Genomic DNA, 15,613 nt, shown 5'->3' with positions numbered 1-15,613 from the left:
TTGTTGGCTAATGTTGTTCCATAGTTTTAATTAGTTTTATGTTTTTTTTCTCTATTTCAGTTAGTAAATTAGTCGCATCCAAATTTTTTGAAGTATACCAACTTTGGTTTTTGAAATAACTTTCCATAGCTCCTCCTTTACTAAAACTATGTCCATATCGAGCAAAAATTTCATTTCTCATTATTTTAAGTTCCTCACTAGGCATATCTTCTAAATCATTCAATGTTAATAACCTTTTGGATGCTTGAGGGTATTTTTGTTTTGATTCTATTTCTTTTTTCCCTTTTGACATTTCTCCACTTGATGATATTTGTTCATTTTCAAAATATTCTTTCGTTTCTCCATTAAGTTTTCCATTTTCATAAAAAGCTTCCATTTTAATTTCTCCATTGTCATAAAAATATCTCCACTCTCCGTGCTTGACATTATTTAGAAACTCTCCATTTGCTGATAATTTTCCATTTTTATGATAAAACTTCCAATGACCAACTTGTTCATCTTTTTCATATTTTCCAAATTCTTCCAATTCACCATTCTCATAATATCTTTTCCAATTACCAACTTTTTTCCCCTCTTCATATTTTCCAGAAGTTACTAATTGCCCATTTTCATAAAAAACACTCCATTCACCAATTTTATTATTTCCAACAATATTACCAGAAGTCTTTAATTTTCCATTTTCATGAAAACTTTTAATAATATATAAAACGCCTTCTGAATATTCTGACACTGACTCCAGTTGACCACTTTTATTATACTTTTTCACCTCTCCATTGACTTTTCCGTTTTTATAAGAACCAGCTAATTCAATTTGTCCATTCTCTAAATATGTTTTAAATTCTCCATTAAGTTTTCCGTTTTTTTTATAAGATATGGACTCTAATTGCCCATTTTCAAAATAAGTTTTCACCTCTTTAACTACATCATTACTATTACTATCAACAATGTTTTTGGTATTATTTTCCAAATTTGTTAAACCTTTAGGTGATAATAAAGATGAAAAGTTTGATAAATCATTTTTAATCCTCACTTTTACATCATTAATAATAAAATTATAATCGTTTTTCTTGTCTTCATTCCAGTCCTCAATAGGAATCTGAAATGTCATGTTATTAAGCTTAGAAACAACTTTTTTTAGTAATTTAAAATATCTATTTAAATAAGAGGAGCTAGTTAATGTTTCGTGGACCTCATCAGAATTTAAAATTTCAATTCCATGCTTTGAAATTAATGGTATGGTTGCATCTTTCTTTAGGATGTTATTAAGTAATATTTTTGTTTTCAAATCAAAACTATACATAAATAAATCATCAACATCATCTCCTAAATCTTCTAAATCATCTGTTAATTGTTCATCCCTTTTTATAATTAGACTCAATGATTTATAATTCTGGAGCCTATTTTCAAATTTGACCTTGTGATTTTGTGGAAAAACACAATTACTATCTAAAAAATCAAAAGTATTCACCTCAAAATTATTTGCTAAAGATATTTTAGTATTAGAAAATGTTTCATATAATTTATTTTTTGTTTTATCAAGAGAATTAAGCTCGTAAAGTCCAAAAAGTAAATTTTTCCCAGTCTTTGTGAATGAATATGCTGTACTAGCAATTGATTTTAACCCTTCTAAATCTTCATTATTATCTGCATTAAGAGATGCTAGAGCCTGAGATTCAATGGCATCCGGATATTTTGAAATTAAGCCCATTTTAAATTCCCATTTATCATTAATGTATTCTTTATAATCCTCATCAATAAATAGTTTTTTATATTTTGGTAATTCTAAAATGTCATTGATTTTAATTTCATCGTTAAAATCAATTTTAATAGCTTCTTTTTTCACACTATTACAGGAAATTAAGGAACAAAAAAATAGTAATATTAATGTTGAATTTTTCATAATTGCATTTTTCATAATTAATAATTTTTTATAATTCAAATTCTTAAATTTTATTATTTGAGGATTTTCGTACAATATTTGCCAACGAGTTTTTATAAGATTTGTGCGACTGGAAAATCGGAGATTTTTCGGACGTAGCAAATCGTTAGTTGGATGTTTGTCGGTTCGTAATTTTGTTTAAAAGTAAGCATAAATTTTATGAGGTGTTAGCTCTAGTTATCTTGTTTTTTCTAAATAACAATTAGTTACAATTCCATTTTTGTCTAAATCTACCCATAAATATTTGATGTATTCTGGGTCAACATTCCACTCGTATTTTTCTCTAACTAAATACTCAAGTTTATTATCAAATTCTCTTCCAGGTTTTCCAATTAATTCAAATAGTTCTATCTTATTTAGTCCGATTAAAGTGTCACTTTTAATCAAATCTGCAACCATTTTCTCTCTAAAATCCGTAACCTGCCAATCGACTCCTTTTTTATTCCAAACTTCGGAGTCAAATTTAGTTTCATTTATACAACTTGTAAGAATAATAAGTATTAATGTCAAAATTCTAAATTTCATTTGTGGCAGTTTTCATAATTAGAGCTAACGGTTTTATATATGGTTTGTTGCGTGTTTTAAGCACTGAATTTAGTAAATAAAAACCAACTAGAAAATCCGCGAGGATTTTCGTAAGTAGGCTAAAACTAGCAATAAATTATATATGTTGTTGCCAACAGTATTTTATTTTTTCCGATTATGAAATTCAGTCAGAATTTTTTGTTTTTCCAATTCCGAAAGTTCAAAATCAGTTATTAATTCAGGTCGAAAAGGTGGAATTCGGTCGTCAATCATTAAAACATTTTGAACCAAATATTCTCCAATTTCCAATTTATCTCCTAAACAACCAGATTGATAGTAAACAGAATAGATTGTATCATTAATCGCATTTGAAATCAATTCCGTTTTATTCTCAAAATTCTTTTTTCTTAATAGTCCTTCGTATGCAATTGCTTTAATATTTCCGTTTGGAAATTCCGTAAGTTTTAGAAGTTCAGATTCCGTAGCATTTTCCATAATCCATTTTCTACTTTCTATTTCTTCAGGCATTGCTCGTCCATTTCCACCAATTCCGCTCGAAATTGATTGATATTCATAAATACTAATTGAATCTTTTACGTTGCTTTGAATTCCGTTCCAATTAAACGTCCAACTTTTTTCGTAGCCAGAAGTCAACGCAGCAATAATTCCAATTCCGAGTATTGTCAAAATTGGAAATAAAATCGAAAATCGACTTCGTTTGTTGTTATTTCTGCGTTTTTTCATATTGTTGGCAACGGGCTTTTATATGATTTGTGCGACTGGAAAATCGGAGATTTTTCGGACGTAGCAAATCGGTTTGTTGAAATGTTTGTCGGTTCGTTATTTAGTTTAAATGTAAGCATAAATTTTATGAGTTGTTACTTAAAGTTGTTTTTCGTTCTACTCTTTAATCATCTCAAATTAGGTTAAATTCAGACGGTTTCATTGCTCAAATCCGTTATTTATTCTTTATCTATTAATTCAGCCAATTTTATAGCTAATTTATTATTCTTATACTTTCCGTTTTTATCTCTGAAATAATACGTTCCACTAACCGATTTAGCAAGAGTCATTTTTAATTCCTTATCAATATATATCGATATATTCCAAATTTCTCCATTTGTTCCGATTATATAAACAGGTTCAGTTTGGCAAATCTCATTACTAAAGAAATCAATAATATCTTTTTGATTGATATTCACAACCCTATATTCACCTCGATTTACTAAAGTTTTTAATTTTATTTTCTTTGGAGTTTTATAATTTTCGCAGATACTAGGTTTTTCAGCACAACTCAAATAAGAAATTAGAATTGTCATTAATAAGCAATATTTTACAATCGATTTTAGCATTTTTTTTTCAATCTGGATTTTCATCCGCAATTTTAAGTAACGGTATTGTGTATGATTAGTGGCGTGTTTAAGCACCTAATTTAGCAAATAAAAACCGAATAGAAAATCCGCGAGGATTTTCGTAAGTATGCTAGAACTAGCCATTAATTATACACGGTGTTGTGCGTTCGTACTTTATTCCGTTTTAATGTAACTGTATATTTTTCCTTTTCTAGACCATTTTTCATTCAAATCTAAAGTATTTTTAAAATCAAAGTCAAATTCAGTTTTTATTATTCCTTTTTTAAACAATGATTTGTCAATTAAAATTCGACCGTTTTTCAAATTAAAAATATGATTTCCTTCGTCAGAAACACTATTATATTCAATCCAAGCGTAACAATAATCATTTTTTAATTTAATGTGTAAATGACTATATCCTGAAATATTATTTATTGTTTCTCCTTTAATTTCACCATTCCCCATTTTTTTAAATTCCATATGGTAATAATTCCCATTTGATTTTATTGAGTGAAATATATGTGTTGTATCAACAATTTTATAGTATTCAGTTAATGAGTCTTTATATATTCTATTGTTTTCGTCATACTTTCTTGTTATAGTCTCCGCAATTTCTTCAGGAACCATTCCAGAATCTAACCTTAATTCTCCATTTTGATTTCTATAAATACCATCTCCATAACTCCATTTTTCGCTAAAAGAGAAATCTCCATTTAGATTTTCAACCCACTCAATTTTTATTCTGTTCTCAGAATTATCTTTTTTCTCATTCGTTTTACAAGAAATTCCGATTAAGAATAAAAGTGAAATAATTATAAAGTTTGTTTTCATTTGTTGAGTACAGTTTGGGTATGACGCACAACGGTTTGTTATAAGATTTGTGCGACTGGAAAATCGGAGATTTTTCTGCCGTAGCAAATCATTTGTTTGGATGTTCATCGGCTTGTACTAGTTCAAATATAAGCATAAATTTTATGAGGTGTTAGGGTACGTTTTTTCTTTCTCGTACTCTAAAATGTTGATGCAATTCTGAATGAATTTTCTTATCAATTTTTCCTGTATCAATGTCAAAATAATCACTTATTGTAGTTTCATCTTTGTCAATTGGAAAGAGAAACTCAATATTTGTTGTTTTCTCAGGATTGTCACTCACAAATTCTTTTGGTATAATATGAGTACATTTTATTGTCCCATCATCTAATTGCTCAATATTTACATTATAATATTTATTCTCGGCATAATTGCCATATCTAAATTGTATCAATGAATCATTCAGGTATTTATATTCGTGTGGCTGGATGAGTCCCATAAAATCATTGAATTCATAGATTTTATTTTTTGTAAGAAATAATTCTATATATTCTCCATCAGGTTTAATCATTCCAAAATCTGTCATAAGTTCTGAATGTTCAACTCCTTTGTTCTTTAAATCAGTCTTTTTTTCGTTACAACTCGAAGTGAAAAATAAAATATTAAAGATTGAAATAATCAAAACATATTTAAATAACTTTTTGTTCATTCTTTTTCTTAATTTTTCTTGTGAGATAATGTACCCTAACGGATTTTTATAAGATTTGTGCGACTGAGAAATCGGAGATTTTTCGGACGTAGCAAATTGTTAGTTGAATGTTTGTCGGTTTGTTATTTAGTTTAAATGTAAGCATAAATTTTATGAGTTGTTGTGTAACGTACCTTACTTCGTATTGTCTTGAAACCAAGGATTAATAAATTCACTTGATTTAGTCAAATCAGTTTTCATTTTATCCCTGTCAAGTTTCAATTCAGAGTATTCATGTCTTTCATAAAGTAAGTTGTAAGCTGATTGATGAAATCCATAATTTTTTAATTTCTCAAAATCTTTTTCTGCTTTTTCATTATTCAAATCTTTATCATAAAACTCAATTTTTAGTAAATCAAATAAAGTGTCATTTACAAATCTATTATCACAAATTAATTTCTCATTATTCTCTTTTTGGGATTTAATTTCTCGTATTATTTCATAAACTATAGAGTCGTTTTTTTCCTTTTTTCTGCGTTCCCAAAACTCAACGTAATATTTATTTTCCGTTTTCAAATTCTTATAAGACAATTCTAAACTATCTATTAAATTATCGAAATTTCTCTTTATATAAATATTTTCAATTAAAAACTCATTGTCATATTTATTAATCAATTTCTCCAAGTTTTCATATCCGAACTTTTTAAAAGTTTCGTGAATAATTTTTAAGTTCTCAGGTTTTCTTATCCAATCGTTTTTTGTCCAATCCGAATTTCGTAAATCAAAAAATGAAGTTCGATTTTCAATATAAGATTCAGGTTCTTTCTTTTGTTTCTCCGAACAAGAAATCAAGGATAAAATCAGAATGTTTATTATTAGCAATTTTTTCATTTCGGTATGTTACACAACGGTTTAGAATATGGAAAGTTGCGTTTTTGAAAACGAAATTTTCCGATTTTTAAATTTAAGTTTTTTATGTTTTAGAAACATTCTATTTTATTGAAATTAGCAATTTTTTATATGCATTGTTGTAGCCAGTTACTTTCTGTTTTTTATGAATTTTGTAATTCTACTATCTAATTCTGTTTTCCTAACTCCAGTAACAATTGATTCCTTTCTGTTTCCGACAAAACTTTTTAATGTTTTCTCAAAATTTAATAAGGCATCTGTAAAATGTTGATCTATATTATTCTCAAGTTCTGACTGAATTCGAGCTTCATTTTTCACAATTCCCTTTAGGTTATACTCGTTTTTTAAGATAGAACTTAAAATAAAACAACCAAGATGAAATTTTCCATATGACAGAATGGTTCTTTGATAACCATCTGTAATTGAGTCGTTTCTTTGAATTTCTCTTATTTTTTTTGTAAGATAAATATCTGTTTTAATTGGAATTAAATAAAGAGCATAGTTCATATTTTGTACAGAAGGATGTGGAAAAACATCCTCATAGGAATTTATGAACATAGATTTTGGTCTTGTTTTTACTTGTGAAGGTTTTAAGAAAATATGAGAAGTGAATAGCTGAAATAATTTTTGAATATTTACAATATTCTTTTTCCCTTTATTTTTATAGAAGTTTAGTCTTCTTTCGTACCAGACTCCTTTGCTTTCAAGGTATTGTTCAATAAGAAGTTGAATGTTATCATTAGCTTTTAGTGAAAATGCTTTTATAGGTGTTTGAGAGTTTGTAGTTTCTGTAATTCTATATATCAAGTCTTCACTATTTGTTTCTACAATTTTGACTAACAATGATGTTTCATCATTAAATTGCAATTTTTCTTTAGAATTAATTTCTTCAATTTCCTTTTTGTTTAATTCTTCTCCTGCATCTTGCTTTTCTAAAAGTTCATTAATTCTTTCTTTATTTTTAAGGGCAGAATAAATAGCGTTAGATGTTTGACAACCATTTACTATTTGTAAATTATATAACCTGTATTTATCATTCGGTAATTCTTGAACTTTGTTACAAGTCATTGTAAGACCATTGTTAAAACTCCAAAAATATTTAGCTTCATCCGTACTTGAACTTGTAGTAGCAATTTTACTATTTAAGTCGCTTCTTTTATAATAATCTCTAATATTAGCCTCAAAAATTGAAGTTTGGTGTTTTCTTACAAGTTCTGCAATTTCTTTTCCTTTCACAATACAGATATATCCATTTAATTTATCAACATCAGCAGTTCCTGTAATATATTTTAAAGTTTTTTCGTATTCAATAATATCGATAATCTCTTGTCCTTTTGAATTCGCATTTATCAATTTTTGACAATCAGCTATTCTAATTTCATTATTGGTAAAACCTCCATTTGTTAATGTAGATTTAATTGAATCTAACTCTTCAACTAATAACGGATTTGAATTCAAATTTTGCTCAACACCTCCAAAAACAATGTGGCAAACCACTTTGATATTATCTGTTGAATAATTATTGTATAATTTGGTTTTTATTTCATTCAGAGCTAGCATTCTATTATAGAAAAATAAGTTGTCTGTGTCAGAAAGATCTTCATCAACTAAAATTTTTTTAACACCTTTGTTAAACTTTAATAAATCAGCTTGTGAAACTCCAGTACCTCTCTTAAATTGAAAAAGATGAATTGTAAATTTGGTATCTTCATTGTAAAGATCAAGTTGCTCCTTTTGTTCGATAAAATCTTTTGAACCTGTTATGTAAATTGCATCAATTCCAAAATCGTATTTTTCTCCTTTATAAGAGCTGTCAACCATTCCAGATTCAATTTCATCAATTGTTTTATCCTTAAAGATATTAGCTAGTGAGTAAAACATAAATTCCGCTCCTTTGAGGGAATCTCCGCTTAAATTTGATAAAAAATCAGAATAATCTTCGACTTCTTGGGTTATTTTGCCTTCTAGGACTTTAAATATGCTCATAGTATTTTTTTTCGTAATTGGCTACAACGGGTTAGGCTAGGAAAAGTTGCGATTGAATAATCGTACTTTTCCGCTGTTAGTTTTGATGTTTAAATTTAGTTTAATTTTTCTATTTAGCATAATGAAGCAATTTTTTTTAGCCATTGTTGTAAGCTGGCATTTTTAATTCTATTAACGAAGGTATCCATATTGTATTAATTCCTCGTTATTCTTAATTTCCTTTGTTCCTCCATCATAAATCAGAACTGTTCTTGTTGCAATGTCTAAAATATTTCGATAATCATGGTCTGTTATTATAAATCCTTTATTTTCAGACTGCTCAATTATTAATTTTTTTATTTCCTCCTTGTGAACCGGAGCAACACCATTAAATGGTTCATCTATCAATATATATTTAGCATTTGATAAAACGATTAAAAATATCTCAATAATTCTCTTTTCTCCTCCTGATAGTTGTTTGATTTTTTTATCAAGGAGTGGTTTTATTAAGTGATTATTAATAATAATTGAAGCATTTTTTTTATCACAAAACAATTTTATTATTGTCTTAATCTTAACATGATTAGGTAGGAAATTATTCTGAGGTAGGTAATTTAATAAATTTCTATTGTCATAGAGTCCTTTAATGTATTTATTATCAATTTTCACAAATTTATTATCGGCTCTAACAGAACCAAAAATAATCTTTAATAATGTTGATTTTCCTATTCCGTTTCTGCCGAGTAATCCAATTATTTCTCCTTTTGTGCAGGACATAAAAACATCGGACAAGATTTGTCTATTATCATAACTTTTTAATACGCTGTCAACATGCATTTTATTCATAAAGTCAGAATTAAAATTGTTATGATTAAACTAAAAATCAAGTTGCTAATCCATAAAATATATTTGTTCAAGCCAAGGTTGAAATAAAAATAATATTCATTAGAGTTTTTTATCTCGTATAAAAAGAATTGAAACACTAATGAAGAAATAAAATACGTTCCCGCAGCTGCACCAAAAGAAAATAATGAGATTTCGTTAGAATCTGTATTACTAATTGTGACATATTTATATGCAAATCCACTTAAAAGAGCCATCAAAAATGAAGGAATAATCAGTTTTTTGTAAAATATTAAAAGTGAAATAAATATTCTCATAGGTTTTTTTAGACTGCTTGCTTACAACGAGTTTTTATAAGATTTGTGCGACTGAAAAATCGGAGATTTTTCGGTTGTAGCAAATCGTTAGTTGAATGTTTGTCAGTTCGTTATTTAGTTTAAATGTAAGCATAAATTTTATGAGGTGTTGGCAGTAGTTTTTTATTCAATCATTTTATTAATCTTTGGTTGAATAATCCAAATTCCAATAAAATAAAACCACAAAAGAAAAAATTCTCCTGCAAAATCTGAAAAACTAACTTCTCTTTGAAGTTCTACGGTTTTGAAAGTTTTCGCAACAAAATATAGTGAATAGAAAATACAAAACATTGAAAATATATGAAGTGGAATTATAATTCCAATTAGACTTCCAATCAATCCTCTGCTAGGCTCTCCGTTATTTACCATCATTCCACTAAAAGTAACACTCATAGATATTGAAATGAAAAGGATGTATACAATTGGAATAAAAAAAAGTATCTTAAATTTTCTTACTTTCATTTTTACATTTTCAGGCACTTTACTTTGCAATCCAATTGCAATTGACCAAAACCAACCAAAGAATATTCCTGTAAAAAGAATCATTATTATAGGAAAAAGTTTAAAATAATCTATCATTAATGAAGGATCAGGATTTTTTTCATTCCCAATGTTTGAGAACATTGATCCCATTAGTATTATTTGAAAAATCATAGGTATTCCAAAAATCAATAAGAATAATTGCCAATGTTTTGCTTTTAAGAACTTCTCAATCATAGTTTTTTATTTAGTTTAATCGTATTACTGCCAACTAGTTATATGTTAATAAAAAGTGTTTTTATCCCCCTAAAATTTACGGGATAAAAAACACTATTGTTGTTTTTTTGATATATATGCTATTTCATAAAAATGCAATAGCAACGTTTGTATCAAATTTAGTAATATTTGTTTCATTTTAAGCTATTTGTATATAAAATTTCAATTATTTGAAGTTCATGATGCTAGGGTAATAGATTTTTTTTATTCTGATCCATATAATTTTTGACAGCGAAATCTAAAGGACTTTTAACAGTCAAAAGGCTCTTTTTGGATACATGAGTATAAATCATTGTAGTTTCTGGTCTGGCGTGTCCTAAAAGTTCTTGAATCAACCTTAAGTCTATTCCATTTTCTAATAAATGGGTAGCGTAACTATGTCTTAAAGTATGAGGTGTAACTAATTTTTTGATGCCAGCAAGTCTACAAGATTTTTTCAAAAAGGATCTAACACTATTTGCTGAATATTTCGTTCCTATTTTTCCTTCTACAAAATACTTCTCTGGTTTGTAACTATTTAAATAATTCATTAAAAGTGGAATATAGCTATCTGCTAAACTAACATATCTATCTTTTCTACCTTTTGCATTTTGAACATGTAGTTGTTTTCGTTGAATGTCAATATTTTTAAGTTCAAGATTAATCAATTCACCAATTCTCAATCCTGAAGCATATAATAATCCTAAAACCGCTCTATGTTTTAGGTTTAAAGTATTTTGGAGAATATTAATAACTTCAATTTGTGAGAGAATAGCAGGTAATTTTTTATCTTTTTTAGGTCTTGATAAAATCAAATTGTCAATCTTACAGTTTTCGTAAAAAATTGAAAATAATTTAATTGCACTTATAAATTGTCTTTGCGAGCTTATACTATATTTTCTAGGTGCAAAAATGTCTTCAAGAAATTTTTCAACATCTCTATTTGTTAATTCTGAGATGGGTTTAGGTTGAATATAATCGATAAAATCTGAAACAAAATTAAAATAAGTTTTAATAGTACTCTCGCTATAGCGTTTCCCTTTAAGGTAGGTTACAAAAGAGCGAATTATAATTTTATTTTCATTACTTAAATCACGATTCTTATAATATTTTAAGTGTTCTGGGCTAAAACTATTTTTATTAACGTTTAAAATTACAAATGGTTTTAGTTGTTTATTAATAATCTCAATATTTTCGTTTGAATAGTTACAATACCACCCTTTCCGGGATTTACTCCATTTAAAGATTTGCAATGCTCTTAGGCGATTTATAACAGAATCATTGTATTTGAAAGTTAAAAGAAGAGATTCATTTTTATGGTGAATTACTTTTATTAAAGAAACCACAATTTTAGGAGTATTTATTTTTTTCATAGCAAGTCAAATATAACTAAAAAAATGTATTAATTAGTTTGTTGCTACTCAATTTTAACCATTAGAGTTTAAAACAAAAAAAAACCGCCAATGGCGGTTTTTTAATAGTTATATTTTAATAAATCTTAGCTATTTAACATTACTGGCATTACCAACATTGTAATTAATTCACCATCTTCTAATCCATCAATAGGAGTTAAAATTCCAGCTCTGTTTGGTAAGCTCATTTCAATTAAAACTTCGTTAGAATTTAGGTTGCTTAACATTTCAGTTAAAAAACGAGAGTTAAAACCAATTTGCATATCGTCACCTTGGTATTCACAAACCAAACGCTCTTCAGCTTTGTTAGAGTAATCTATATCTTCAGCAGAAATATTTAATTCTGTCCCTGCCATTTTTAATCTAATTTGGTGTGTAGTTTTACTTGAGAAAATAGATACACGTTTTACCGAGTTTAAAAAAGTACCTCTGTCAACAGTTAATTTGTTTGGGTTCTCTTTTGGTATAACCGCATCGTAATTAGGATATTTTCCATCAATTAATCTACAAATTAAAACTACATTATCAAATGTAAATTTTGCATTCGCATCGTTATATTCAATAGTAACATCACTATCAGCTCCACCTAAAATTCCTTTTAATAAGTTTAAAGGTTTTTTTGGCATAATAAATTCAGCAGTGTCATTTGCCACCACATCTGTTCTGGAATATTTTACCAATTTGTGAGCATCTGTAGCTACAAAAGTTAAGTTATCTGTACTAAATTGAAAAAACACACCACTCATTACAGGTCTTAAATCATCATTTCCAGCAGCAAATATTGTTTTTGAAATAGCGGTTGCTAAAACATTTCCAGGAATAATTGTTGTGCTAGGTGATTGGATAGAAACTGCTTTTGGAAATTCATTTCCATCAAAAAATGCCATATCATATTTACCGTGGCTAGAACTAATTTCAACAGTGCTGTTCTCTTCAGTTTTAAACGTTAATGGCTGATTTGGAAATGTTTTTAAGGTATCTAATAATAAACGAGCCGAAATAGCAACAGAACCTTCAGATTCTGATTCAACGTCAATGGTTGTACTCATTGTTGTTTCTAAATCTGAAGCAGAAATTTTTAATTCGTTTTGATTTAATTCAAATAAGAAATTATCTAAAATAGGTAGGGTGTTACTACTGTTAATAACTCCTCCTAAAACTTGAAGTTGCTTTAATAATTGGCTACTTGATACTATAAATTTCATGTGTTTGATTTTATTTTTTTTATAGATGACATGCTGTTTACTTTAAATAATTTTCTATTAAAAGAAAAAAATTAACATACATGTTTCATTTATGTTTATTTTTACGGAATAAGTTACAAATATATTCTAAATAAATTGTTTTAAAAAAGTTATTTATCAACAGTTAATTAGTTGAATAAAAGGGTTAAAACATACAGTAATAACAAGTTATAAAGATAGTTTTAAAAAAGTTATAATTATGTTAATATAGTTTAAGAAAATGCCAATAGTATTAATTAAATTTTATATTTGTTTATCTACTAATTAATTAAACTTTTATGAAGAAAATAGTTCTAATTCTATTCCTATCATTTTTTTGCATTTCAAAAACCTTTTCTCAAGCTCCTAAAAAACCAACTTCCGGAGATATTTATGAATCCATTCAAAAACTTAACTTTTTAGGGACTGTATTATATATAGCAGCGCATCCTGATGATGAAAATACACGATTGATTTCCTATTTTTCTAATGATGTAAAAGCAAGAACAGGCTATTTAAGTTTAACAAGAGGTGATGGAGGTCAAAATTTAGTAGGACCAGAAATTAGAGAATTATTAGGTGTAATTAGAACACAAGAATTATTAGCCGCAAGAAGAATTGATGGTGGTGAGCAATTTTTTACAAGAGCAAATGATTTTGGATATTCAAAACATCCGGATGAAACGTTGGAGATTTGGAATAAAGACGAAGTTTTAAAAGATGTGGTTGCCGTTATTAGAAAATTTAAGCCAGATGTAATTGTTAACAGATTTAATCATAGAACTCCGGGTTCTACACACGGACATCATACTTCATCGGCAATGTTAAGTTTTGAAGCTTTTGATTTAGCTGCTGATAAAAATTATAAAACGCATTTAGATACTGATGCTCTTTGGCAGCCTAAAAGAATGTTTTTTAATACTTCCTGGTGGTTTTATGGAAGTCAGGAGAATTTTGATAAAGCAGACAAAACCAATTTAATTAGTTTAGAAATTGGTACTTTTTACAAGCATAAAGGATTGTCTAATAGCGAAATTGCTTCCTTAAGTAGAAGTCAGCATCAATCTCAAGGATTTGGAAGTACGGGAAGTAGAGGCTCTCAAACTGAATTTTTAGAGTTTTTAAAAGGTGATTTTCCAAAAAATAAAAATGTTTTTGATGGAATAGATATTTCTTGGAATCGGGTTGAAGGAGGAAAAGCAATTGGCAAATTATTAGCAAAAGTTGAACAGGAGTTTGATTTTAAAAACCCATCAGCAAGTATTCCTGAATTGGTTGAAGCTTATAAATTAATTCAAAATTTAAAAGATCCGCATTGGAAAAAGCTAAAATCCGAAGAGATAAAAAATATTATTGCAGCCTGTGCAGGAATCTATTTAGAAGCAGTTGCAAATAATTCATCAACAACACCTAATTCAAAAAATACCATTAAAATTGAAGCAATTAATAGAAGTAAGTATCCTGTTTCTTTAAAAAATGTAACAATAAATCCTTTAAATATTGTTGAAAATAAAGACCTAAAATTAGAAGAAAATGAATCGCAACAGTTTTCTTTGGCAGTTGAAATTCCTTCAGAAATAAATAGTACGTTTCCTTATTGGTTAAGTGAAAAAGGGAGTTTGGGAATGTATTCCGTTACAGATCCAAATTTAATAAGTAGGCCAGAAACTCCTCGGGCAATATCCGCTAGTTTTAATGTTGATTTTAACGGAACTTCAATTCTATTCAACAAAGAAGTTGTTTATAAATACAACGATCCTGTAAAAGGTGAGGTTTATAAACCTTTTGAAATTTTACCTGAAGTTTCTGCTTCTTTTAATGAAAAGGTGTTTATTTTTTCAAATGACAATACTCAAAAAATTGCAATAAAAGTAAAAGCAATTAAGAATAATGTTGCAGGAAAGTTAACATTTTGCTTACCTGAAAATTGGAAAGTTATACCAGAAACTACCGATTTTAAATTAGATCAAAAAGGTGAAGAGCAAAGTTTCGAATTTGAAGTGTTTCCGCCAGACAATCAATCAGAAGGATTAATTACTCCAATTGTTGAAATTGGTGATCAAGCTTACACAAACGAATTGGTTGAAATCGACTACAATCACATTCCTTTTCAATCTATAATTATGCCTTCAGAAGCAAAAGTAGTGCGTTTAAATATTGAGAAAAAGGGTCAGGTTATTGGTTATATTCAAGGCGCAGGAGATGTTGTACCAACCAGTTTACGTCAAATTGGTTATACAGTTGTTGAATTGAACGAGGATGATATTACACCTGCTAAACTTGTAAATTTTGATGCTATTGTATTAGGAATTAGAGCCTACAATACAAACGAAAGAACAAAATTTTATCAAAAGCACTTACATAATTACGTTGCAAATGGCGGTACATTAATTGTGCAGTACAATACAAGCCACAGAGTAAAAGTTGACGAAGTTGCTCCGTATCCAATTAAACTTTCCAGAGATAGAGTTACAGATGAAAATTCTGAAGTGAGAATTATCAATCCAAATCATGAATTATTAAATTATCCGAACAAAATTTTGGCTTCAGATTTTGATAATTGGGTACAAGAACGAGGGTTGTATTTTCCAAATGAATGGGATGCTAATTTTGAGCCAATTATAAGTATAAACGATAAAAATGAAGCTCCAAAAAACGGAAGTTTGTTGGTTGCAAAATACGGTGAAGGTAATTTTATTTATACAGGTTTGAGCTTTTTTAGAGAATTGCCTGCAGGAGTTTCCGGAGCTTATAAGTTGTTTGCAAATATGCTTTCAGTTGGAAAAAATAATATAGAAAAACCTTTAAAAAACTAATATGGACCAGCCTAAATATGTTTGGAAAAAAGAATATTCT

13 protein-coding genes are annotated in these 15,613 nt (G+C 28.0%); 1 reads left to right on the top strand and 12 read right to left on the bottom strand.

All coding sequences use genetic code 11. The annotated features are described in order from the left end of the window. Positions 1–7: 7 nt before the first annotated feature. The 12 genes from CHB63_RS05180 to dnaN form a co-directional block, all read right to left on the bottom strand. Positions 8–1,915: a YARHG domain-containing protein gene (locus CHB63_RS05180; protein WP_089377335.1), complete on the bottom strand. Its 1,908-nt coding sequence runs from the start codon at positions 1,913–1,915 to the stop codon at positions 8–10. 201 nt (positions 1,916–2,116) lie between these two features. Next, entirely contained in the window at positions 2,117–2,464 is a 348-nt protein-coding gene (locus CHB63_RS05175; protein WP_089377334.1) for a hypothetical protein, read from the bottom strand. A gap of 162 nt (positions 2,465–2,626) precedes the next feature. Then, positions 2,627–3,208: a hypothetical protein gene (locus CHB63_RS05170; RefSeq protein WP_089377333.1), complete on the bottom strand. Its 582-nt coding sequence runs from the start codon at positions 3,206–3,208 to the stop codon at positions 2,627–2,629. A gap of 218 nt (positions 3,209–3,426) precedes the next feature. Next, positions 3,427–3,840, bottom strand: coding sequence for a hypothetical protein (locus CHB63_RS05165; protein ID WP_089377332.1), 414 nt, complete (start codon positions 3,838–3,840; stop codon positions 3,427–3,429). 150 nt (positions 3,841–3,990) lie between these two features. Further along, a complete protein-coding gene (locus CHB63_RS05160) occupies positions 3,991–4,647 on the bottom strand; it encodes a hypothetical protein (protein WP_089377331.1) in 657 nt (218 codons plus the stop codon). 151 nt (positions 4,648–4,798) lie between these two features. Beyond that, complete coding sequence (locus CHB63_RS05155) at positions 4,799–5,335, bottom strand: hypothetical protein (protein WP_089377330.1); 537 nt, start codon at positions 5,333–5,335, stop codon at positions 4,799–4,801. Between the two features lie 174 nt (positions 5,336–5,509). Next, the gene (locus CHB63_RS05150; protein WP_141107267.1) at positions 5,510–6,205 is read right to left on the bottom strand and encodes a hypothetical protein; all 696 of its coding nucleotides are present in this window, start codon (positions 6,203–6,205) and stop codon (positions 5,510–5,512) included. A 147-nt stretch (positions 6,206–6,352) separates the two neighbouring features. Beyond that, the gene (locus CHB63_RS05145) at positions 6,353–8,209 is read right to left on the bottom strand and encodes an AIPR family protein (protein ID WP_089377328.1); all 1,857 of its coding nucleotides are present in this window, start codon (positions 8,207–8,209) and stop codon (positions 6,353–6,355) included. Between the two features lie 171 nt (positions 8,210–8,380). Next, positions 8,381–9,034 (bottom strand): ATP-binding cassette domain-containing protein, encoded by a 654-nt coding sequence (locus CHB63_RS05140; protein WP_089377327.1) that lies wholly within the window; start codon positions 9,032–9,034, stop codon positions 8,381–8,383. 476 nt (positions 9,035–9,510) lie between these two features. Next, positions 9,511–10,104 carry a hypothetical protein gene (locus CHB63_RS05130; RefSeq protein WP_089377325.1) on the bottom strand — a complete coding sequence of 198 codons (594 nt, stop codon included), beginning with the start codon at positions 10,102–10,104 and terminating at the stop codon, positions 9,511–9,513. Between the two features lie 224 nt (positions 10,105–10,328). Continuing rightward, positions 10,329–11,495, bottom strand: a complete 1,167-nt coding sequence (gene xerA / locus CHB63_RS05125) for a site-specific tyrosine recombinase/integron integrase (protein ID WP_089377324.1) — start codon at positions 11,493–11,495, stop codon at positions 10,329–10,331. Between the two features lie 125 nt (positions 11,496–11,620). Next, entirely contained in the window at positions 11,621–12,739 is a 1,119-nt protein-coding gene (dnaN, locus tag CHB63_RS05120) for a DNA polymerase III subunit beta (protein WP_089377323.1), read from the bottom strand. Between the two features lie 317 nt (positions 12,740–13,056). On the opposite strand from dnaN, the gene CHB63_RS05115 reads away from it, so the two are divergent. Further along, the gene (locus CHB63_RS05115) at positions 13,057–15,573 is read left to right on the top strand and encodes a PIG-L family deacetylase (RefSeq protein WP_089377322.1); all 2,517 of its coding nucleotides are present in this window, start codon (positions 13,057–13,059) and stop codon (positions 15,571–15,573) included. The last annotated feature ends 40 nt before the right edge of the window (positions 15,574–15,613 follow it).

Origin of the sequence: Lutibacter flavus (assembly GCF_900188355.1) — a bacterium.
In the GTDB taxonomy this organism is placed as follows: domain Bacteria; phylum Bacteroidota; class Bacteroidia; order Flavobacteriales; family Flavobacteriaceae; genus Lutibacter; species Lutibacter flavus.
Note: the sequence above shows the minus strand (reverse complement) of the source record. Positions and strands in the feature narration are given on the sequence as shown.